Source organism: Novosphingobium sp. 18050 (assembly GCF_902706195.1).
In the GTDB taxonomy this organism is placed as follows: domain Bacteria; phylum Pseudomonadota; class Alphaproteobacteria; order Sphingomonadales; family Sphingomonadaceae; genus Novosphingobium.
Window position 1 is genome coordinate 18,867 of the sequence record NZ_CACSJO010000027.1, and the last position, 23,501, is coordinate 42,367.

Annotated in this window: 10 protein-coding genes; 9 read left to right on the forward strand and 1 reads right to left on the reverse strand. The window is 64.6% G+C overall.

The features are described from left to right. The first annotated feature begins 544 nt into the window (after positions 1-544). The 4 genes from GVL61_RS20165 to GVL61_RS20180 are packed head-to-tail and all read left to right on the forward strand — an operon-like array spanning position 545 to position 13,187. Positions 545-3,487 (forward strand): DUF6603 domain-containing protein, encoded by a 2,943-nt coding sequence (locus GVL61_RS20165; protein ID WP_159982452.1) that lies wholly within the window; start codon positions 545-547, stop codon positions 3,485-3,487. Then, a complete protein-coding gene (locus GVL61_RS20170; protein ID WP_159982453.1) occupies positions 3,484-6,948 on the forward strand; it encodes a hypothetical protein in 3,465 nt (1,154 codons plus the stop codon). Before GVL61_RS20165 ends, GVL61_RS20170 begins: the two co-directional genes overlap by 4 nt. Then, positions 6,941-11,503, forward strand: coding sequence for a hypothetical protein (locus GVL61_RS20175; protein ID WP_159982454.1), 4,563 nt, complete (start codon positions 6,941-6,943; stop codon positions 11,501-11,503). Before GVL61_RS20170 ends, GVL61_RS20175 begins: the two co-directional genes overlap by 8 nt. Before the next feature lies 1 nt (position 11,504). Next, positions 11,505-13,187: a hypothetical protein gene (locus GVL61_RS20180; RefSeq protein ID WP_159982455.1), complete on the forward strand. Its 1,683-nt coding sequence runs from the start codon at positions 11,505-11,507 to the stop codon at positions 13,185-13,187. 128 nt (positions 13,188-13,315) lie between these two features. Here the strand turns inward: GVL61_RS20180 and GVL61_RS20185 are convergent, their stop codons facing one another. Then, the gene (locus tag GVL61_RS20185; protein ID WP_159982456.1) at positions 13,316-14,491 is read right to left on the reverse strand and encodes an ROK family protein; all 1,176 of its coding nucleotides are present in this window, start codon (positions 14,489-14,491) and stop codon (positions 13,316-13,318) included. Positions 14,492-14,699: 208 nt separating this feature from the next. Here GVL61_RS20185 and GVL61_RS20190 point away from each other — a divergent pair, with 208 nt between their 5' ends. The 5 genes from GVL61_RS20190 (at position 14,700) to GVL61_RS20210 (ending at position 23,234) form a co-directional block, all read left to right on the forward strand. Beyond that, complete coding sequence (locus tag GVL61_RS20190) at positions 14,700-17,402, forward strand: TonB-dependent receptor (RefSeq protein ID WP_159982457.1); 2,703 nt, start codon at positions 14,700-14,702, stop codon at positions 17,400-17,402. A 79-nt stretch (positions 17,403-17,481) separates the two neighbouring features. Then, on the forward strand, positions 17,482-19,638 hold the full coding sequence (locus GVL61_RS20195; protein WP_235037816.1) for a PKD domain-containing protein: 2,157 nt from the start codon (positions 17,482-17,484) through the stop codon (positions 19,636-19,638). A gap of 351 nt (positions 19,639-19,989) precedes the next feature. Continuing rightward, positions 19,990-20,328, forward strand: coding sequence for a hypothetical protein (locus GVL61_RS20200; protein WP_159982458.1), 339 nt, complete (start codon positions 19,990-19,992; stop codon positions 20,326-20,328). A 162-nt stretch (positions 20,329-20,490) separates the two neighbouring features. Further along, positions 20,491-20,736, forward strand: coding sequence for a hypothetical protein (locus tag GVL61_RS20205; RefSeq protein ID WP_159982459.1), 246 nt, complete (start codon positions 20,491-20,493; stop codon positions 20,734-20,736). A 44-nt stretch (positions 20,737-20,780) separates the two neighbouring features. After that, positions 20,781-23,234, forward strand: coding sequence for a glycoside hydrolase family 2 TIM barrel-domain containing protein (locus tag GVL61_RS20210; protein WP_159987326.1), 2,454 nt, complete (start codon positions 20,781-20,783; stop codon positions 23,232-23,234). Positions 23,235-23,501: the final 267 nt, after the last annotated feature.

Sequence of the window (23,501 nt, forward strand, 5' to 3'; positions counted from 1 at the left end):
GCGTTCAGGATGCAATTTATAGCAGTTAAGAATCGGTCGCAAGCGAGTGCACGAATCGAAATTCCGCAGATCGGCAATGCTGCCCCGGCTGGCTTTTTCGATCCGACCGCCAGCGAAAGCTTCCGACAGATTCCGACGAAAAAGGTCGGTCGGCTCGCCCTGCACCACAGATACCTTGCCCCGGCCTGACCGGCACAAATGCACCAAGTACGAAAAACGAGGTGATTTCAATATCTCGCGAGAAAACGCCTTACACGCTTAGTTATTTTCGACATCGCGACCTTAATTTCTAGCCGCTCACATCGAACGCCTCACCTCACGTCCGTTGACAATTCAGCAATAAAAGCGCGCAATCTGCGCAGGTAAAAGAATAAATAGAAACTTGGGTTGCCCATGCGCATTGGTTTTGCGCTCCCGCTTGGGAGGGGGGCATGCTACACTTTGGGTTATTGCTTCATACATACGAAGCATCGGGCATTAGTCTTTTAGCTAACTTCCATTTTCACAGGGCTGCTGCCGCTTCCTCTGGCCTGCAGGTGTCGGCATGAGCGACGACGTCTGGACGGCCCTCGTCAAAGGGGTGCTCGGTTTCACCAATAGCCGGGCCGGCGACATGGTCGGCTCCACGTTCAAGGACAGCGGTTCGTTCATAACCTCGCTGTTCGACGGGGCATCCGGCACCACCAAGACAGCGCTCGATACGATAAAACAGGACGTCAAGGACCTGACACCGATCGGCAAGGCGCTTGGCGAGGCGCTGAAACCCAAGTTCGAGGCCGCGAAAACCGCGGTGACGAACATGGCCACCGAAATCGGGACCGATCCCTTCACGCTCGAGGCCGCCGCGCGTGCCGCGACCGAACTGGCCTATGTGCTGATCGCTTTCGACGAAGCTCTCGACATACTTGCGGAGAAGATCGCCGAGCGGGAACAGAACCCCGCCAGCAAGCAGCAGGTACTCGACGCGATCAGCGGGATCACCGATCCCTGGAAGGCGCCGTTCAAGGCGCTGGGCGCCGATGCGATCAAGGCGTTCGATTCCTTGTGCAAGGCGGTGCTCGGCGTCGATGATGCGCATGGCGATGTCGCCGATGCGCTGGTGTGGAGCCGGCCCGACAAGAAACTGGGCGTGAAATTCGTGAGCACCGGACCCAGGTCGCTCGGGCCAATCAGCTTCGACGGAGCCTATGTCGAAGCCTTCCTCGACTACAAGACGCAGGCCAAGGTCGGCGTAGAGTTGCATACCAAGATGGCCGCAGGGCTGCGCTCGGACAAGCTCCTCGAAAAGATCATGCCGGGCCAGGGCAAGACCGCCGAGACGGATCAGGTCGCGATCACGCTCGATACAGCCAATGGGCTGACCTTCGGCGCGGGCAAGGACAAGAAGCTGATCCTGCCTGTCCGCTTTTCCTTCCCCGGCATCGAACTGCGCGAATTTGCCCTGATTCAGCCGGAAAAGGACAACAAGGACAGCCAGAACCGCATCGACGTGGTGATGACGATCGCCGGCAAGCTGGGCGATGTCTTCGCCGTCGTCGTCGAAGGCGGCGGTGTATCGGTTCGCTGGACGGACGACGCGGGGCCGGACGTGCAGCCCAAGATCCCCACCGGGATTGGCGCACGGATCAATACCGGCGTGGTCAGCGGCGGTGGCTATTTGCGCTATTCCGAGGACAACAAGGAATACGGCGGGGTCTTCGATCTCCAGTTCCTGAAGTTCGGGATCACCGCGATCGGCCTGCTCGGGACCGAGCCGTTCAGCTTCGTGATCGTGATCGGCGTCCACTTCGCGCCCAAGATCGACCTTGGCTTCGGTTTTACGCTCAACGGCCTGGGCGGCATTCTGGCGATCGAGCGTTCGGTCGATACCACCGCGCTCAGCGAGGGGCTCAAGACCGATATCGTCGGACAGTTGCTGTTCCCCTCCGATCCGGTAGCGGCGGCGCCGCAGATCCTGGACTCGCTGGGCAAAGTGTTCCCGCAGCGCGACGGCGGCTTTGTCGTCGGACCGATCGCGGAACTTGGCTGGGGTTCCCAGGCCGGATTCGTCAAGGCGCGGCTGGGCGTCGTGCTCAGCCTGCCGGACCCGAAAGTGGTAATCCTGGGCGCGTTGGAAATCGGCGTGCCCTCCGCCGACGTAAAACCCGACAAGCGCATCGTCGACATCCATGCCGATCTGCTCGGCGAGATCACGCCCGACTATTTTCTGCTCAAAATTTCGATCTTCAAGTCGAAGCTGTTCACCCTGTCGCTGTCGGGCGACATCGCGGTATTTATCAAATGGGCGGGCGAAGGGGCCTTCGCGCTATCGGTCGGCGGGTTCTTCCCGAAATACGATGCGCCCAAGGAGATCGGAAAGCTCGACCGCCTATCGATCGGCTTCAAGCCGCCGGTAGACTGGCTCAAGATCACCGCCGAAGCCTATGTCGCGATCACTTCGAACTCGATCCAGTTCGGCGGCAAACTGGACCTCAGCGCCGATGTCGGGGTGGCTTCCGCGCATGCCTGGATTTCACTTGATGCCCTGTTCCAGTGGGCGCCCTATTTCCACTTCATCGTCATACTTGATGTCGGCATCGAGGTTAAGGCCTTTGGCGCCACCATCGCGGGGGTCCATTTCCATGGCGAGTTGTCCGGCGATCAGCCCTGGCGGCTTGAAGGCACGGCGACTGCCGAAATCCTGTGGTGGGATGTCGATGTCGATATCGGGCCGCTCACCTGGGGCGAACCGCGCCCGGCCGACGCGCCGCAGGTAGACAGTGTGAAAACTGCCGCCGATGCGCTGCAGGCCGATGCGGCGTGGACCCCGATCCTGCCCGCCGACGCGCTGCAACTCGCGCGCTTCACCGACACCGGCGGCGACCGGCTGTTCCACCCGCTCGGACGGCTCGAGGTCAAGCAGGCGCAAGTGCCGCTCGAAACGGAGATCGACCGCATCGGCTCAAGCTCCGTTTCGGCCCGGCGCGTGTATCTCGCCCAGCCCATGGTGGGTTCGATCGAGGCCGCTGCGGTTTCGGCAGTACAGGATCGCTTTTCGCCGGGCCATTTCCTTGCCCTGAAGGACGACCAGTTGATGGCGCGTCCCGATTTCGAGCAGATGCCGGCGGGGCTGGTCGTCGCGGCTTCGGCGCGGCCGGTGTTCACCAGCGATGTCCACGCAGCCTATGCCTGGAACACGGTCTATCCGCACCGCCCCGAGCCTGCCGTTGCCGGCACGGACCGCTGGAAGATCGCCGGTATCGCCAAAACCATGCTCGCCACATCGGCCGTCGCCAAGGCGCGGCGCCAAAGCGCGAACCCCTACCTGGCCGTCGCACCCGAGCCGCCCCAGCCCGTACTCGCCGATCCCGGGCTGGTGACGGTGATCCACCGCGATACGCTGGCGCCTCTGGCGACAACCCTGACCGACATCGGCGCGACCCACGCGGCCGAATTCCTGGCCGGATCGAACGATCTCGGCGTCCTCGCAAGTGGAATGGCGGCATGATCGAATCCCTTAGCCTGGCGAAGAACTTCGTCGCGGACGCCCGGGTCAACCTCGTTGCACCGTTCAAACCAGAGGAGATCGTCCTCGAAGACTACAACTTCGTTCCCTTCGTGCGGAATGGGCTTTCCGCCGCGATCGCCACTGCGCCGCAGGGTTTGCGCTCGCAGGTGCATGTCGCGTTCGATGTCAGCGGCACCGGCGCCGAAACGATAAAGGTCGAAAAAAACCTCGTTATTTATGGACCGGGAGATATCGTCGGCCTCGACCCCGGACAGATCATCCGCCGTGAACCATCGCCGGGTGCCGCAGCGGCCGAAGATACCTTCATGGTGCAGATCGAATTCGACCGGCCCGACATACCCTGGCTGTTCAGTCCCCTTGCCGCCAGTGGCGACCGGCTGGAACCCTGGCTGGCGCTGGTGGTCTGCGAAAGGGCGCTGTCGCAGATCCTGCCGCCCTCGACGCCGGGCCTGCCCCGCGTACTCTCCACCCAGTTGGGGGAGTTGCAGTCGCTTGACGACAATGCCTATTTCGCCCATGCCCAGGTCATCGGCGGTGCCAAAATTGCGGTCCCGGCCAATCCGGCGATCGCCGATCGCCTGTCGGACGAACATGCGCTCGCAAACCTGTCACGGCTGATCTGCCCGCGCAAACTTGACCCGAACAAGGGTTACCGCGCGGTTCTGGTGCCCGCCTTCGACTGCGGTGCCAAGGTCGGCCTCGGCGTGCCGGGAGGAACTCTCGACCGGGCCTGGATGCGCGCGCCTGACGGCAACGACGCCGAAAGCGCCATCCTCCTTCCCGCCTACGACAGCTGGGATTTCGATACCGCACCGCAGGGCGACTTCAAGTCGCTGGCGGAACGGCTGGTGCCGATCGGTGCGCCCTGGCAGGTCGGCCGGCGGATCATCGACGGCACCCAGCCCGGCGGCGACATCGCGGGCGCAGCGCCGGGCTCGCCGGGCGCCGTCCAGATCCTGAGCTGCGCCCTGAGGTCACCGGCACCGGCCCCGGCCGACAGTCCGGCCGACAGCGAATCCGGATGGCCCGCTCCGCTGCGCGACGCCCTGCGACTGCGGGTAGAAGCTGCAAATGCCGACACGCCGCTGCTGCCGCGCGTAGGCCCCCGGCTTTACGCACGCTTCCACGCCGGACGTAATACCATCGGCCCGGTGTTCGGAAGCCCGCCCGTGGATACGGCAGCGGCGGACGCGAACTGGTTCTCCCAGATCAACACCGACCCGTTGCAGCGCATTGTCGCCGGGCTGGGCACGCGCGTGGTCCAACAGGACCAGGAGTTGCTGATGCAATCGGCCTGGGCCCAGGTCAGCGAGATCAACAAGCTCAACCACCAGATTCACCAGCACCAGTTCGCCAAAGTGCTGAACGAATCGAACATGCGGCGGCGCATCGCCGTGCGCGATCTTGGCGAAATGACGCAAGTAACGCGCCCGCTGCACGACCGGATACGTGTTGCCGCGCGGCCCGAAAGCCTGTGGAAGCAGATCGAGGAAAGCCGCACCGCAGGCAGCCTCCTCAGCGTCACCGCGAAACGCATGACCAGTATATCGTCGCCGGCCATGCGCAAGGGCATGGCGCAGCGCCAGCTGGCCGCAGCGCCGGATTTCGTGGCCACGGCCGGCCGTTTTCGCGACGGACGGATGACCTATGCCAACCCGGACGGCATCACCGCAGTCGCCGACAAGGGGCTCGAAGTTCTCGGCCCCGAACTGGTCGGCCGCGTGCTCGGCGTAGCCCCCGATGCCGCCTTCAGCACCTTGCGCAACAAGATGACGGTTCTGTCCGCAGGAACCGGAATTGCGCTTTTGTCCGGCGGCGTGGGGGCATGGCAGCTCCAGCCGGACCGCGCCGTCGGTGGGCTCTACGCGAATTATTTCGCCAAACGCATCGACGCCAGCGTCCCCGATCCGGGCGATGCGGCCGGTGTGCTGCGTGCCGAACTGGCGGGAGCGGCACTGGCCGGCCTGGCCCAGGTAGCGGCGCCCGAATTCGCCAATGTCAGCGGAGCGCCGATTGCAGGTCTTGCCGCGGCAATTCCCGCAGCCGCCGTCCGCCGGGACCTGACAGCGCCGGTCCAGCCCAGCACCCGCCCCATCTCCCCCGGCGGACTGGCGGCCAGCACGGGCATCGCCGGCACGCGCATCTCTGCGGCACCATCGGTGCTTACAGGCGTGGAAGGCAGCGTCTTCTCACGGCGCGGCCCTGTAGTGACCCGTCCGCCAACCCTGCCGCCGATCCAGCCGCGCCCGGTTGCTGCCGACCCGGTAGCGCGCTTCGAGATGCCCCTGTCGCGCGACCTGACCCGCAAGGTCTCCGAACTCGCCGCGCTCAAGACCAGCGCCCTGGCACGTGCCTTCGACGCCACTATCAACGCCATCGCCCTGCCCCCCGTGCGTGATACCGCATCGGTCCAGCCATTGGCACTGACGACCGCGCAGATCGTCGAGACGCTGGCTCCGGCGCGAACGATGACCGCCTATCTGAAAGGCCGCGTACGCGCCTGGCCCGCGCTGATCCGGCCCGACTGGTTCGACGACCTGCGCATCGATCCGGTAATGGCCGCGCCGATCTTTCCGCGCGCAATGTACGAAGCGCTCGACAGTTACGACCGCGACTGGCTGGTGCCGGGGCTTGGCAGCATAAGCCAACCCGATTTCGTCACGCTCCTCGAAGCGAACCCTGCGTTCTGCGAAGCCTTCCTGACCGGCCTGTCCGACGAGATGGGCCGCGAACTGCTGTGGCGCAATTATCCGACTGACCAGCGCGGCACTTATTTCAAGCGCTTCTGGGATGCGGAGCAGGATGAACTGACAGCGCCCATCCACCGCTTCTCGGCCCAGCCGTTGGGAACGCACATGGCGATCGGCGGCACGTCGAGCCCCGGCTTCCGGCCCGTGGTGCTGGTCGTTCGCGGCGCCATCGTGCGGCGCTATCCCGAAGCGATCATCTCTGCGGTGCGTGCGAGCGCCGCAACCTTCCCGCCTGCCTTCGTCGAGGGAAGCGAAGCGGAGATCCTGTTCCACGCCCATCTCAAGCCCGACTATCTGCTGGTGGGCTTCAAGCTCTCGGTCGAGCAGGTCCGCAGTGGCAACTGGTGGTTCCTGCTGGCCGAACACCCTACCGCGCCCCGGTTCGGCATGGCGGAAATCCCGATCGGCAACCAGCGCGCACCGGACGCCGTGATTGCGCAGGACAACCTCGACTGGAACGATCTTACCGGACTGGTCAGCGATCTGCCGGTACTCGATCGCGGCCGTTTCCTGGCCCCCAGCGCGCGCACCGTGAAAATCCGCGACGTAGGTAGCGTACCGGAAGTCCAGCAATGGCCCGGCTCCTCGGCGGTCGTCGCACGCACGCTGCTGCGCGATCCGGTCCGCGCCGCGTTCGACGGTAACGACCTTCTCGATTCCATCGCCGCACCAGGAGGTCCCAATGCCTGATCCCGATGAAGCCGTATTGGCCGAAGTGCATGGTTCCTCGGCCTCCCTGCTGGATAAGATTAAAGCGAAGGGCGAGGAGATCGCCGCAATCGGAGCCGATCTGCGGACCGCACGCGCGGCGCTGGCTGCGGCCAAGGCCACGGGCGACCAGGCCGCCGCCAGGCGCAGCGAGAGCGCCCTGGAGACGCTTTCCGGGCGCGCGGAAGCCGCGCGCACCGACCGGCTGGCACTAGACGAGGATCACGCCCGCCTCGTCGAGCGTCTTGCCCTGCTCGATAGCTGCGATGCGCCTGCCGACGTTCCCCTGCTGCTGCTGCCGGTGCGCGTCGAAACGCGGTTCAACGCCGACGCCACCCAATTGCGCATCCGCATCTATCCCGATGAAATCCATGTCGACCGGCTGGACCGCGGTCTGTCCGCATCGGAAGCCTCCGCCGGACAGGCCTATTGGACCAGACTGTGGGCCGGCGGGATTGGCGATGCTGCCGAGGCCGCTTCTGCCGAAAGCTGGAAACAGTTGCTGACTGCCGTAGGCGCAGCGCGCGCGCATTGGGTAGCTCGCACCACTACGCCCACGAATGTCGATCAACTGGGCACAGGCGCTCCCGTCTTTCCCGAACCGACAGCGCAAGCCGGCGGGGCGGCACTGGCCCGGCTGCTGCCCGATCGCTTCGTGGCGATGGCGGACCAGGGCGGCAACCGCAGCCGCGCGGTCGGTTCCGCGATACCACCCGAGGTACGGATCGGCCTGCTATCGCTGGACGACGAGCCCATGGTCGACAAGGAGGGCCTGAAAATCCTGCCCGGTACGGAATGGCTGGCGGATTACGATGCGGCGGTGGCCAAAGGACTTGCGCTGACCTTGACGCTCGCGCGCCCGGGCAAGGTCGACCGGCTGGTAGTTACCGGCGTCCAGCGCAGCCGCGATCCGGCCGGCGCGGCTGCAGATTTCTCCGCCCTGCTCGAAGCGCATTGGGAAAGCGACGGGCTGGCTTTCCTGCCCCAAGGCACCCCGACCAACAATACCGAAATCGCCCGCTCGGCATGGCAGCGCAAGATCGCGCAATCGGCGCCGCCTGCCGTGCCGATGACGGCAGCGGCGAATTCCAACGCTGCCGTGCTGACCAACATATTGGGGATCGATGCGCCCTGGCTCGCGACTGCCGATCATGCGCAGGAACAGGAGCAGGCAGACGCAGCGGCGATGAACACCGCCCTGTGGCCCGCCACGCTCGGCCAGTTTCTCGATGCGGTGGATGAGGGCAGCGACGCCATTTCGCCGGTGGTGATCGAGCAGATCCGCAGCTTTCACCGCGATCACGTGCGCGGGAGGGGTCCGGTGCCGTCGCTGCGGATCGGCAGTCAGCCTTATGGCATCCTGCCGGTATCAAGCTTCGCGGCGGCGTGGAAGGACGATGCCGGCGACAAGTTCGGCGCGCAACTCACCGGCTTTCTGCGCAAACTTCGGCCCAACTGGATGGCGGCGACAGGCGACCTTGCGCATATCGGCTCCGGCAGCGACCTGCGGGACACGATGGACCGTATTCTGGGCCAGTCCGGCGTCTCTTACGGAGTGCGGGCAAGGCGCTGTCTGTCGGGCAGCATGGTAGGCGCAGTCGCCGAAGTCACCGGCACGGCCAAGGCGGCGACCGATATCGAATCTCTGCTGACGCGCATGTTGCAGGAGGCGATCGGCAATTTCAGCTATGCCAATCTCGGCGCCACGCTGGACGACAAATCCCGCGCGATACTGCTGCCCTATGCCGACGACACGCGTGATCCCGCGTTTCTTACCGCGCTGCTGGCCAATGGCAGCGGCGGTAATATTTCCAGCGTTTTTCAGGCGCTAATTGCCATCGCCGCCGATCTGGTTGCAGCCAGGCCCCGACCTGGACGGGACTTCGTCGACCACTTCCGCGACAGCGCGGCCGTCGCCCCGGCAGTGAGAGATGCGATCATCACGCAGATCACCCAGCCCGCCAATACCGACTTCGCCTCGCTCGAGCGGCTTCGCGCCGCACTGCCCGGTGCCGACGATCCTGCCGCGCGCCCTGCGGCCCGCAGCTTTGCCATGGACGGCACGCACGAACCCAGCTTCGCGACCTATTTCGACAACGTCAGCAGCGCAGCCTCGCGCGATTATCTGTCGGTGCTCGTTGCCGACGAGTTCCTGCGCACGGGAATGAGCAGCGCCGAATTTCGCGCGGCCCTCGACCACCTGGCGAAAGACGTGGGCGATGCCGCCAATCAGGCGCGGCATATCCTGGTGGGAGAGACCCTCGACGGTGTCTCGCACCGGCTCGACAGCTGGATCACCGGCACCGTCTCGCGCAGGATGGCAACCCAGCGAACTGCCAAGCCCGTTGGCCTGACCATCGGCGCTTTCGGCTATGTCGAGAACCTGCAGCCCGAACAGCGTCCGCAATCGGGCGGATTTATCCTGGCTCCCTCCCTCGGCCACGCGACGACTGCAGGAATTCTGCGCGCCGCCCACCTGAGTTACCGCCCCGATCCCGGCGCGCGCAACCCTTACGCGATCGGCCTGTCTTCGGCGCGCGTGCGCGATGCGCTGCATCTGATCGATGGTATTCGGCAAGGGCAGCCGCTCGGTGCGCTGTTGGGTTACCGGATCGAGCGCGCCTTGCAGGACGCCACGCTGGGCCACCTCGTACTCAGCCTGCGCTCGCTGGCGCCGCTGACCCAGGGCAAACTGAGCGATCGCGGCGACGCGGTCGATAGTGCCGCGCAGGAAGCGATCGCGGCCAGCAACGTGACCGATGGTCTTCGGTTGGTCGAGCTGTGGCGCAGCCCGACCGGCGCCGCAGATATCCAGTCCAAGCTCAACACGCCGCCGACGAACAATCCCTATTTCCCTGCCGGCATGGTCTGGCCCACCCTGACAGCTGCCAACTGGACGACGGTGGACGGCGCGATCCGCCAACTCGACGCCTCGGTCGACGCGGTGGCGGACATGCTGCTGGCGGAAAGCGTGCACCAGGTCGCCCAGGGCAATCTGGCGCGGGCATCGGCGGCGATGGACGCGGCAGGGCGCGGAGACGTCGCCCCTCCCGAGCCCGACTTCGTCAATTCCGCCCGCGGCGGCCAGCCTGTGTCGCACCGACTGCTTATAATCGGCCGTGATGGTGGTTGGAACCGCAACGCCCCCCGCGCAAAGGTTGCGCCGGGGCTGGAAGGCTGGGCCGCGGAACGGCTCGGCGATCCCTCGCGGATCGTCGCAGGCTTCAGCGAGGGCGGAGAGGCCGTGCGCCTCGCCCTCGGAACGATCGCCGCTCTCGATCTCGTCGCACTGAGCAGCGATATCCAGTCGGCAGCACGCCGTGCGACGGGGAACGCCACTTTCGACCCCGCCCTCCCGGCCGATCCGCGCCTGGCTGCGGGCGACACCGCACTGGCCGATGCGCTCGTCGTAGCCGATGGCCTCCGCCGCCTCCTCTCCGGGGCACGCGTGGCAGGAGGCAGCGATTTTGGCCTGCCCGGCGCGCCGCCCGCGCATACGCCGGACCTCTCTGCCCTGACCGCGCTGGCCGCCGCGCTCGACGATGCGGCGCTAATGCTGAAGCAGCGGCGCGATGCGCTGTCGACACTCATCGCAGCGCCGCAAGCCGATCTCACGGCCTTGTCGAACGCGCTGGTCGCCGTGACCGACTTCGGCATCGCGACCCCCAGCGTTTCGGCAGAGCAGCTCGGGGAAACCGCGCTGCTCGCGGCGGCCGAAGCCGACGGGCGGATCACCGCATATGCAACCCTCGCCGCAGCGCCGATCGATCCCGAAGCGCTAGCGCAGCGGGCCACCGCTCTGCTGGGACACGATTTCGTCCTGCCGATCCCGCAAGTACCAACGACCGAGCCCAGCCTTGAAGTCGCGCTCGATCCCATCGCCCCGGCATCGATACGCCGCTACCTTGGCGATATCGCGACGGTGCGCCCGCAAGTGCGTCTGTTTACAGATCACCTCATGCTCTGCGACGCGATCGGCCTTCCGCCTCGTCTCGCCGTCATGCAATTGGGCGGCGAGCCGGGACGCTGGGTAGCGCACGCGCTTCCCGAAGATGCCCACACGCCCGACGCCGCCATCATCTCGATCATCGCGGATGCGCCGGAAACACCGCCCGCCACTTTTGCCGGGCTCGTCATCGACGACTGGACCGAAACCTTCCCGCGCCGCGCACTGAAAGGCGAAGGGGACGAGGCAAAGCCCGTACTCGAAACCACGGCCGGCGTCGCCATCCACGCCAATGCGCCCAACGCCCAGCCTCCCCAGACGATGCTGCTGGGTATTTCCCCCGATGGCGCACGCTGGAACGACGAGCGCGTCTTCAACCTCCTTACGGAGACCATGGACATGGCGCGGATGCGGCTCGTCACACTGGAAACCCTTCCGCTCGCCGCCCGGATCCTGCCCGCGATCTACACGCAGTCGTGGTCGCTCCAGGGCCAGAAAACGATCGACTGGTCGAAGTTCGGGGACGTGTTCCTCAAGGCCTCCATTGCCGGAGCGCCGCTAAGGGCCTTCGCGATGGTCGAGGAGAACTGACATGTGTGCAGACATTGCCCGGGAAGGCGCGGTCGCTTACGTCGAGCTCGCATCCGAAGCCGCACTCCGCTTTCCAGTGCTGGCCCCGCCGGCATGGACGCGGCTGGAACCTCAGACACTGAGCGGGGAACCGGCCCAGGCGCTGGCCGCCCGGGTCCACGACCCGCTATGGCTGCTCGCCCGCCAGTGGCAATTCGGCGAGTTCGACGGAGAAGACGCCGGGACGCCCGTGGCCGTGGACCTGGCGGCCAGCGCGCGCAACCTGTCCGCCTTCGCACCCGAAGGGCACGAAGCGCGTAGCCTGGGCCAAAGCGACCTGATCGAGCCCGAGGCAGAGGCAGAGCCTTTTGGCGGGGCGACCCTGCGCGACCGGGCAGAGGCGGGAACGCTGCTCGCCGCGATGCTTGCCGACGCGGGCGCCAACATTCAGCCCGCGCTGGTCACCGCATGTCCGCTGGCCGTCCCGGCCGACCCTTCCATCTCCGCGATGTGGCAGTTGCTCGCCCGGGGCGGGATCGACGGTTCCACCGCCGCTGCGCAGATAGAGGACGGTAGCTTCCTCACCTCCTGGGCCGCCGGAGCAAGCGCTACGGTAGAGCAGGCCGCGCGGGACTGGTTGACGTGGTTTCGCGGCAATATCGAACCTTCAGGGGCATTGGGCGATTGCTGGCAGCAGGCCCGTCTCGAATATGGCTTTTCGGTGCGCGCGGGCATGGGCGACGACCAGCGCGCGCTGCGCGCCAATGCCCATGACGGCGGCCCGGTGGACTGGTTCAGCTTCGACCATGACGCCGCCGCGCGGATCGCAGTGGCAGACGACCCGGCGGCGGCCGGGCCAACCCAGATCGCAACCACGGTGCACGCCACCCGGCTGCGCTACGCCGGGATGCCGACGACAAGGCTCTGGCGATTTGAGGACGGACAGGTCAATTTCGGTATGGTCGAAGTCCAACCGCACGATCTCACCCGCCTGGCGTTCCTCGATTTCGCGACCGTCCATGCCGATGACTGGCTGATCGCGCCGCTCGATGTTCCGCGCGGGGCGCTGATCGAAATGGCTACGGTGTCCTACCGCACCACCTTCAACGAAACCATCACCGTGACCGACGGGAATACCGGCGCCGAGGATTTCGAACTCTTCACCCTGAATGCGCCGGGCGGCACGTTGCGCGGACTGCTCGTGCCGCCGGGTGGCCGCAATGCGCAGGAAGGTGCGGCGATCGAGGAAGTGGTCTTCGCCCGTGACGAAACCGCGAACATGGTCTGGGCGATCGAGAAGCGGGTCCAGGGCCCCACCGGCGATCCGCGCGAAAGGCGTCTGGAGCCGCAGCCCAGCAACGCATTTGTCACCGCCGACGGAACCGACCTGACCTATCGCCTGGAAACGGAGGTTCCCGGCTGGTGGATACCGATGGTCCCGGTCGCCAACGGAAACAGCGGCGGCTTCCATTTGCGCAAGGGCAGTTTCACCGACCAGGACGCCTCGCGCGGCCGCATTCTCGCCCCCATGCCGCTCGACATGTTCGAGGAGGAAGTTCCGCGCGAAGGCGTCGTCGTCCGCCGCGTCCCGGCGCTGGTACGCGATAATCAGGGCGATGTGCGGCGCTGGATCGCCCGGCGCGTGTCGGTCGCGCGCGGCGAGGCTAATTCGGCGCTCGCATGGGACAGCGCCCTGCGCCGATAGCTTGAGGCTATGCCCCTCCGCATAAGCGCGCGCCGCCTCCCTTTCCCGGATCACCTCAAAGTTCGGCGAACACGCCCAGTCCCGCAGCTATTACGTCGTTCGCTGCAAACCTGGCCTTCAGAGCGCCGTCACGAGGCTGCGTAAACATGCTCAAGCACCATCGCTGCCGCGCCGCGGGCATAAGCGCTCTTGTCCGCGAACTTGAAGTAAAGCTTGGTCCGTCGACGCAGGGCAGGGAACGTGTTCTGCTCCAATGCGGCAAAGAAGGTTGTGCGCAGCCTGTCCATCTTCGCGACCGGTGGCCCCAGTATGATAACTGCTTCCGGGTCCTGCATGGTGACGTGATTGGCCACTGCAATGCCCAGATAATGGGTCGCCTGTTCGAGAACCGGCCAGATGTCGATTTCGCCCGACGCGTGCTCGCGCAGCAGTCCGTCGAAGCAGGCATTCATGCCGTCGTAAGCGGGTGATGCACGGCCCAACCGCTTGCACGATTGCTCGATGATCGACTGGACCGAACAATAGGCCTGCAGGCAGCCCCGACCGCCGCAAAAGCAGGGGCGTCCGATGTCCGGCACGATCTTGGTATGTCCAAACTCGGAGGCGATACCGTGGGCGCCGCTGATCAGTTGCCCTCCCCTGTAGAGCGCTGCGCCGATGGCGAGATCGACGTTGATGAGGGTGAAGTCACTGGTATGGGCGCCCGCCCCGTACCAGTGCTCCGCGCGTGCCAGCAGGTTGATGTTGTTGTCGACCAGGGTTGGGATGCCCAGCGCGCGTGAGACGATGCCGCCGAAATCGCATGGCCCGGGCTCGTACGTGACGATCTGCTCGACAATACCGGTCCGGCAATCGACGATGCCGGGCAATCCCACGCCGATCCGGAAGATGTCTTCGCGCCGCAACTCCCAACCGGCGATCGCATTGTCGAGCGCCGCCGCGAATTGCCCGGCGAGGTCTTCGATCCGCGTCGCCGTCCGCAGTTTCGCTGTCGAGACGCCCAGACTTTCGCCTCGCAGGTTGACGATTTCCGTCAGGACATGGCCGTCACCCGTTGCGGTGGTGCCGATCACGTACTTGCCGCTCGGATTGATCCGCAGATTGACGCGGGGGCGGCCCGGCGAACTGGAAGCGACTTTCTCCTCGATCACGATCCCGCGATTGACGAGATCGGCGGTGATGGCGGTGATCGTCCCCCCCGTCAGCCCCGTCAGGGCGACCAGATCCGTGCGGGCGACAGGCTCGCTCGCCCGCAACTTCTTGAGCAAGAGCAGACGGTTATATTCCTGATCCGAAAGACGCATGCACTTCCCATCGGCCAATTGGCCCACCTCGGCAATACCGGGGGGAACTAATTATTTTAGTCCCTAAAATTTTAACGAGACAAGCGCATTCGAATCTGCCACCCCTAAGGCTCCAGCGCTTTCTACTGTCGCCAAAACGACAGCGGTTGCTGGGAGAAGGACAGGCAACCCGGAAACAATCCGCAGGTGCCATGCAGGGGGAGAGAGCATGAAAAGGACTTTCGGATCCATCCGTCAGTGCGCGCTGATCGGCGTCTCGATGATCGCGCTCGCACCAATAGCCGCACTCGCACAGGTCGCACCTCAGGCTGACCCCGGTCAGGCAGATGAAGTACCGCTGAGTGAGAAGGAAATTCAGGAGATCATCGTAACGGGCACGTTGCTGCGCGGCGTCGCGCCGGCCGGCTCGCAGACGGTCTCTCTCGATGCGCAGGCAATTACCTCAGTGGGCGCCAACTCCACCGCACAGCTTCTCGCCAGCGTTCCCCAGACCGCATCGTACAACTCCGCGCCCATCGTATCGGCCATCAGTTCGAGCCAGATCACCATCAACCGGCCGAACCTGCGCAACCTGCCGGGGACGTCGGGCGGGGGATCATCCACCCTGATCCTCGTCGATGGCCATCGCCTGCCCGGCATGGGCGTTCGCCAGACCGTTCCCGATCCCGACGCGATCGCGCCCGGTGCCATCGAGCGGGTCGAGATCGTGCTGGACGGCGGCTCATCGATCTACGGTGCCGATGCTGTCGGCGGCGTCATCAACTTCATCACGCGCAAGCGCTTCGACGGTATCGAGGCAAAGGCCCGCTATGGCTTTGCGGACGACTATCAGTCCCTCAACGCCGATGTCACCGTCGGCAAGACCTGGGACACGGCCTCCGTCTATGTCAGCTATGACTATGCCTGGCATGACTCGCTGTATGGCCGCGACCGCGATTACGTGCGCCGCCTCGACTACACGAACGGGCTTCCCTTCGACCTGACCTGCGGTGCGGGCAATGTCTCTATCGGAGCATCTATCTACGCCTTGCCCGGCCTGATGCCCGGCTCCGGCAACCGCTGCGATGTCAGCGATGCCCGCACATTCTATCCCAGCGAAGAGCGTCACTCGGTTTTCGCTGGCCTTTCGCTCGACTCCGGCGGTCCGATCACGTTCGACGTGCGCGCGTTCTACATGAACCGGGTCAACAAGGGCGACGGCGGCCCGATTACCGCCACCGCCACGATCGCGCCGATCAACCCCTTCGTCCCCGGTACGGTGTTCAATCCCTATTATCGCAACACCGGGGATGCCAACAGCTTCCAGGCCCAGTCGGTCTCGATGGACTTTTCCTCGGTCCTCGGCGCGCACACCAGCCAGCGTACCGCGCTTGAAACCTGGGGCATCACGCCGTCCATGTCGGCGGACCTCGGAAGCGGCTGGCAGCTGCGCTGGCTGGGGAACTACGGCCGGGGCCGCTCCGAGGTCATGAACCAGAAGATCGACGACGGTACGCTGTCGACGCTGGTGCTGACCGGCAACTTCGATCCCTACAACCTGTCAAACCCCGCCAATTCCGCGGTGCTGCCGCTCGTCTCCAATTTCCTGGACTACGGCCTCGGCAAGAACGAGATGATCAACACCCGCGTAGTGGTCGACGGCAATCTGGCCCATCTCCCCGGCGGCGACGTCAAGGTCGCGGTCGGCGGCGAATACAGTTACGAGAAGTACGAATCCCGGATCGACGGCACCGTCAGCGCAAGCGCGGTGGCCGATCTTCCGGTGAACAAGTCCAGCAGGCGCATCGCCGCCGTCTTCGGCGAGGTTCAGGTCCCGGTCTTCGGGGACGGCAACCGCAGCGCGGGAATCTACTCGCTGAGCCTTTCGGCATCGGGACGCTACGATCACTACAGCGACTTCGGCGGCACCTTCAATCCCAAGTTCGGGCTGACGTACGAACCGCTCGAAGGCGTGAAACTGCGCGGCAGCTGGGGCAAATCGTTCCAAGCCCCCAGCCTGGCGGACGGCGCCGACGCCGCACCCGCGACGATCTTCGCCTTCCCCTTCATCCTTTTCGCCAACCCGGCGGTGGCGCCCCTTCCCGGTCAGGCCCAGATCTTCCTGGGCGGCGGCGGCAACAACCTCAAGCCCCAGAAGGCCAAGACCTGGTCGGCCGGTTTCGAGGTCGCCCCGCCCTCGCTGCCGGGGTTCGTCGCCTCGCTCAATTACTACAACATCCGGTTCAAGGATCTCATCGACATCCCGCCGGTGTTCAACCCCTCGGTCTTCTACACCCTGTTCACCGGCAACTACGTCATGAACCCGACGATCGCGCAGGTGAACGCGCTGGCATCGCAGGTGCCCGACGGGCTCGCAGCGGTTTCCCCCTACACCGTCACGCCAGGACAGGTATATTCGATAGCGGATGGCCGCCGCACCAACCTTGCCGCAGTCAACACCGATGGCCTGGACTTCTCGCTGGCCTACGACCAGTCCACCGGCTTCGGCTCGGTCTACCTGCAGGTAAACGGCAACTACGTCCTCAACCGCAAGGAGCAGTCCGTTGCAGGAGCGGCCTTCGTCGATACGGTCAAGGCGCAGACCCGCTTCATCGTTTCGAGCACGCTGGGAACCAACGTCGGCAACCTGCGGGCGCAGGCTACCTGGCGCCACCTTGGCGGATGGAACGTCGCCCCTCTCGCATCGAACCTCAACCAGTCGCGGATCAAGGCCTACGACACCATCAACCTGTTCGCGCAGTATGACTTCAAGGGCAGCGGCGTGATGGAAAACCTCGCGCTGACCTTCAATGTCGACAATCTGTTCGACAAGGACCCGCCGCCATACAACGGCTCGCTGAACTCGCTGGACGGCTATGCGGTCACCAGCATCGGGCGGGTGTTCCAGTTCGGCATCAGCAAGAAATTCTGACCTATCGAACGGCCGTAGCCGCCTGCTCCGGCACGCGCCGACGGCCCGCCTCCCTAACCTGAAAATACGGAGCCTTTCCATGAAACGCGCGTGCGACAAGACCGATACCAACGACAGAACCGGCAGATTCCTGAAGCTCGCGTTCGCCTCCGCCGCGATCCTCGGGTCCGCCGCCGCGCAGGGATCGCCGGTCGACGCCCAGACCACGCCGGCCGCGACTTCCGCCGCGCCCGCTCCCGATCCCCTGTTTGCGCAGCCCTACATCGACGTGGACGAATGGCGCGATGCGCCGGTTCGCCATCGCTACGTGCATGGCGGTTTCAAAGGCACCGACACGCGCTTCTCGTTCTATCTGCCGCCCAAGGAGCAGTACCAGGGCCGTTTTTTCCAGCACTTCACGCCGGCCCCGGACAACGAGAACCTGGCACAGAAACCAACCTCGCCGGCCAATGACAAGATCACCTTTTCGATCAGCAGCGGCGGATATTTCGTCGAAACCAATGGCGGCGGCCCGGCCGTGGCTGGCTTCGGGTCCACTGATCCGACGATCGGCGCCTACCGCGCCAATGCCGCCGCAGCCCAGTATTCGCGCGTGGTCGCCTTGCAGATGTATGGCGGCAAGCGGCCCTACGGCTATGCCTACGGCGGCAGCGGCGGCGCCTACCGCACCGTCGGCTCGATGGAGAATACGCGCGGAGTCTGGGACGGTGCGGTTCCGCACGTTCTCGGCTCAAGCATGGCGATCCCCAACAGCTTCACCGTGCGCATGCACGCGATGCGCTTGCTGGCCGACAAGTTCCCCCAGATCGTCGATGCCATGGAACCGGGCGGCAGCGGCGATCCCTATGCCGGGCTGAACGCCGAGCAGACAGCGGCACTTCACGAAGTGACCCGCATGGGCTTTCCGCTCCAGTCGTGGTTCGGGTGGAAAACTATGGGCATCCACGGCTTCGCGGCGCTCTACGGCGGCGTGGTCATGGCCGACCCCGGTTATTTCACGGACTTCTGGACCAAGCCAGGCTATTACGGCTTCGACCACCCCGAAAGCTTCACCGGATACCGGATGCAGCACAAGGCGACGATCGCCGCGCTGGTGACCGGCGCGGATGCCCAGCGCCAGAAGCTCGAAACAAGCGTCACCAACGGGAAGACCAAAGGCAACGTCGATGACAGCTATGCCGCCCTGCAAGGCAAGGAGGCGCAATATGTCGTGGCCGTCCGCCTTTCGTCGACGCCTCCGGCGATCCAGTTCCTTGGCGGCGATCTCATCGTCCTGTCCGGCGCAGCAAAGGGCACACGGCTGACCCTGAGCCGGATCGAGGGCGACACGGCCGTGTTCGGGATCGTCGACCCGGCCGTGGCTGCGAAGCTGGCCAACGGCGACGAGGTGCAGGTCGACAACAGCAACTTCCTGGCAGCGCAGACCTACCATCGCCATCAGGTGCCGGGACCGGAATTCAAGGTCTGGGACCAGTTCCGCGGACCTGACGGCAAGCCGATCTATCCACAGCGCCCGATGCTGCTGGGCCCGCTCTTCACCAAGGCCACGGCAGGCTCGGTTCCGGAAGGCAACTTCGAGGGCAAGATGATCCTTGTCGAATCCCTGTGGGACCGCGAGGCCTATCCCTGGTCCGCCGACTGGTACCGGGCGCGGGTCGAAAAGCACTTCGGACCGAAAGCCGACGATCATTTCCGTCTCTGGTTCACCGACCACGCCCTGCACGGCGACAGCGATACGCAGGAGGATGCGATCCATACGGTCAGCTACGTGCCGGTACTCAACCAGGCGCTTCGCGACGTGGCGCTCTGGACCGAAAAGGGGATCGCTCCCCCCGCCTCGACGAGCTACAAGTACGATGACGGCCAGATCATTGTCCCGCCGACCGCTGCGGCGCGCCGCGGCATCCAGCCAGTGGTCTCGCTCAAGGCCAATGGCGGCGAGCGTGCGGATATCAGCGCCGGCCAGACCGTGACGTTCAAGGGCACGATCGAAGTGCCACCGGGCACCGGCACCATCATCGCGGCGGAATGGGATTTCGAGGGCGCGGGGACGTTCACCGGTCGGTCAGACATCAAGCCCAACGCCAGGACAGCCACCGTCACCATCACCCACAGGTTCGACAAACCCGGCACCTATTTCCCCGCCCTGCGCGGCATTTCGCAACGCGACGGGGATAGGAAGACCCCGTTCGGCCGCATCCAGAACCTTGGAAGAGTTCGCGTGACCGTGAAATGACGCGTCCGGCGAAGCTCGGTCAAACGTAAGAGGATATGGCCGGTTGACGGTCGGAGAGCCGGCGGTGGAGCACCCCGAATTGCATTTGCATGTCGGGGCGACTTCCGTCGCCGGTCGGCCCTCTCGCGCGCCAAGGGCATCCTGGTCGACCACCTCCCCGAACTGGTGAAGGGCGACCAGATCGACGTGCCCCGCAGCAATATGCCTCGACACCACTATAGCGAGAAACAGGCTTGATCGAAAAAATACCGTAGCAATCGCTTGAGGAGCGTTATATATACGGATCGTACATTAAATGCGTGCCAAGCAGAGATCTGCAAAGACGAACGTGAAGCGTGAGAGGATAATGAGATGCGCGCATATCTGGTTATCGTGGCCGTCACCGCAGATTTGTTCGCCGGCGCAGGAGCGCAGGCCGCTGGAACGCCAACGACCGCAACCGCGCCGAACACTAGCCTCGCTGCCCCGCGATACACGGCCAAGGATAGGTATGTCGGAACGCTTCTGGACGATCCGGAAGCTAAGGCAATTCTTGCAAAGCACATCCCCGATATCATCAGGAGCGAGCAGATCGACATGGCGCGAAGCATGACGCTCAAGGTCATCCAGCAGTATTCGGCCGATCAGATCACCGATGCGAAGCTGGCGGCGATTGATGCCGATCTCACCAAGCTCCCGCCCAAGAAATGATCCGCTGATCCGCGCGATTGCTGCTGTAGCCGGCAGAGTTCGGGTTCGGCTGTGCCGGTCACCGTAGGCGCGCAATAACCGGCGCCATCCATGCGCCGAATACAAGCAAGGACCACATCGACAATGGATGCTCCGCTATATCCGCCCGCGCGGGCATTCGTAATGCCGCGGCGACTGCCCAGATTGCTCGATACGAAGGACACGGCCATCGCCGACCTGAAGGCGATCCCGCAGGCATGGGCCATCGTCGAAGCGGAGATACCCAATATCGAGGGACGCATCGGCAACGAGATAATCAAGCCGCATCTCGGCAACTTCTCGTTCCGCTCGCTTCTCCAGTTCGGCGTGGTGAAGCCCGATGCGCTCGATCGCATCGATCAGAGACTGAAAGCGCTGGGTGAACGGTGATGGCAAGCGACTTCCTTTCGACCCACAGAAGAAACGTGCTTGTGATGGCCGCGGTGACGGCCATGGGCGGCGTCCCCATCACGGCCGGGGCGGCAAATGCGAAAGGCAGGCCAGCCGCTGAACCCGGCGGACGCCGCCAGCCATTCGACGAAGACTGGCGTTTCATGCAAGGCGACCAGACCGGCGCCGAAAGCCTGGCGTGGGACGATACTGGCTGGCGATCGGTCGACCTGCCGCACGACTGGAGCATCGAGGACCTGCCCGAGCAGACACCCGGCGCCGTCGTCGGGCCCTTCGACAAGCGGTCCATAGGCGGGACCGCGACCGGTTTCACCAACGGCGGCGAAGGGTGGTACCGCAAGCATTTCCGGGTCGATTCCTACCCGTCCGACGCCAGGATCGAGATCGTCTTCGACGCTGCTTACCTGATGACAGACGTATGGCTCAATGGCCGAAACGTAGGGGGCAGCGTCGCGGGTTACGCACCCTTTGCGCTGGACCTGACGCCACACCTCGATCGTTTGGGCAACAACGTGATCGCCGTGCGCGTAAGGAATCTGGGCCGCAACAGCCGCTGGTATTCGGGTTCGGGCCTCTATCGCTCGGTGGAACTCGATATCCTTCATCCAGCCTCAAGGGTTGAACGCTGGGGCGTGGCTGCCTGGACAAGCAAGCTTGAAAACGGGCGCGCCGTGGTGGACGTGTCGAGCGAAGTGGTGGGGCCTGAGAAAGGCGATACCCTGAGGTCCCGGCTCGTTGAGCCGGACGGCCGCATTGCGGCGGAGGTCAGCACGCCAGCGACGGCCGTGACCAGGCAGGCCCTGCACCTTCGCGGCCCTCGTCTCTGGTCGGCGGAGCACCCAGAACTCTATTCGCTGGAAACCGAACTCGTCAGAGGCGGGATCGTCCTCGACCGTCTGGTCCAGCCTTATGGCATCCGGATCATCGCATTCGACGCGGCGAAAGGAATGACGGTCAATGGCGAGAGGGTAAAGCTCAAGGGCGGCTGTCTTCATCATGACAACGGCCTGCTGGGGGCCTGCGCCTACCCGGACGCGGACAAGCGCCGCTTGCGTCTGCTCAAGGCGCGCGGCTTCAACGCCATTCGATCGTCGCATAATCCGTCGTCCCGCAGCTTGCGCGAAGCCTGCGACCGTATCGGCATGTTCCTGATCGAGGAGGCGTTCGACGCCTGGCTCATTTCCAAGGAACCCCAGGACTTCGCCCAGCAGTTCCCCGAGCACTGGCACACGGTGATCGATGCCATGGTCCGCTCCGCCCGGAACAGCCCTTCGGTCATCATGTGGAGCATCGGTAACGAAATACCGTTCCGGTCCACTGACGAAGGCGTCGAATGGCAGTGGAAGCTTGCCAATGCCGTAAAGCACCTGGACCCGACCCGGCCGGTCACGGCCGGACTGAACGGTGTCCTTGGCAGCCAACTTATAGCAGGGGTTGAAACGGCGCGCCCGGGCCGGGCCGGAAAGGTGGACAATGCCTCCACCGTATTTCTGGACGTGCCCGGATACAATTATCGCCTCGAAGACATCGCGGCAGAGCAAACCGCCCATCCCGAACGCGTGGTCTACGCGTCCGAGACTTTCGCGCGGGACCTCTACGATTATCAGGCCCTGCAGGACAAGGCGCCCTACTTTCTGGGTGAGTTCCTCTGGACGGCCATGGATTACCTTGGCGAAGCGGGGATCGGTGCTACCGCCCGTCTGAAGAACGGCGCGTACCCGATCTATCTCCCCGGCTTTCCCTGGGTCAACGCCTGGTGCGGCGATATCGACCTGATCGGCGAGCAGAAGGCCTCCTCGCTTGCCCGCGACGTCGTGTGGGGAGTGAGCGATCTGGAAATCTGGGTTCGGCGCCCCGGTCCGGAGGGTACGTTCGAATATGTCTCCAACTGGGGTTGGCCGGACGAACTGGCAAGCTGGAGCTGGCCCGGGTCGGAGGGACGAATGCTTGGTGTCGTCGTGCATGCTGCGGGTGACACGGTGGAAGTTCATCTGAACGGCAGGCCCGTCGGGTCAAAAGAGCTTGGCCCTTCCGATCGCCGCCGGGCTGAATTCCAGATACCCTATGCGCCCGGAAAGCTGGAAGCCTTCAGCTACCGGGCCGGCCGGCGCATTGCGCACAAGGCGCTCGAAACGGTGGGCGCGGCCTCGCGCATCCAGATCGTTCCGGAGCGCCTCGACGCCGGCGCAGGACGCGGCGCATTGAGCTATTTCCGGATCGAAATCGTCGACGCGCAGGGACGCGTCCTTCCCGATGACCGGCGCCGGATCGACCTGGTCATCGACGGACCGGCCTCCCTGGCCGCTTTCGGCAGCGCAAGCCCCCTCGCAACGGGCTCCTTCCAGTCCGCCAGCACGGAAAGCTATCGCGGCCGGGCGCTACTGATTATTCGCGGGAACGGTCAGCGCGGCACGGTGCGAATCCATGCCAGAAGCGCGGGACTCAAGGGAGGCGGCGTGACCGTAGCCATGGCGTGACACGTGTCCATATGCGGGCAGATCATGCCCATTCACGATGCGGGAAACGGAAAAACGTCTGTTTCCTGGGCTCATCGGCGGAACATGCCTTGCGTTACGTAATTGCGATGGCCGGCCAATCGCAAACTGCCAACCAAGTTTCCGGGTCCAATGTCGGGCCTTCACAACCGGAGATTTCCATGACCAGTTCACGCCTCGAAGCCGCCGTATACGCCCTTCCCTTCGCTCTGGCAGCGCACATCGTCGCCTTTGCTCTCGTGCTTTCCT

Bases quoted from the DNA above. Each gene is read 5' to 3' on its own strand.
- GVL61_RS20200 (WP_159982458.1), top strand. From the start codon at position 19,990: ATGCGCGCATATCTGGTTATCGTGGCCGTCACCGCAGATTTGTTCGCC.
- GVL61_RS20205 (WP_159982459.1), top strand. From the start codon at position 20,491: ATGCCGCGGCGACTGCCCAGATTGCTCGATACGAAGGACACGGCCATC.
- GVL61_RS20175 (WP_159982454.1), top strand. From the start codon at position 6,941: ATGCCTGATCCCGATGAAGCCGTATTGGCCGAAGTGCATGGTTCCTCG.
- GVL61_RS20210 (WP_159987326.1), top strand. From the start codon at position 20,781: ATGGCCGCGGTGACGGCCATGGGCGGCGTCCCCATCACGGCCGGGGCG.
- GVL61_RS20195 (WP_235037816.1), top strand. From the start codon at position 17,482: ATGAAACGCGCGTGCGACAAGACCGATACCAACGACAGAACCGGCAGA.
- GVL61_RS20165 (WP_159982452.1), top strand. From the start codon at position 545: ATGAGCGACGACGTCTGGACGGCCCTCGTCAAAGGGGTGCTCGGTTTC.
- GVL61_RS20190 (WP_159982457.1), top strand. From the start codon at position 14,700: ATGAAAAGGACTTTCGGATCCATCCGTCAGTGCGCGCTGATCGGCGTC.
- GVL61_RS20180 (WP_159982455.1), top strand. From the start codon at position 11,505: ATGTGTGCAGACATTGCCCGGGAAGGCGCGGTCGCTTACGTCGAGCTC.
- GVL61_RS20185 (WP_159982456.1), bottom strand. From the start codon at position 14,491: ATGCGTCTTTCGGATCAGGAATATAACCGTCTGCTCTTGCTCAAGAAG.
- GVL61_RS20170 (WP_159982453.1), top strand. From the start codon at position 3,484: ATGATCGAATCCCTTAGCCTGGCGAAGAACTTCGTCGCGGACGCCCGG.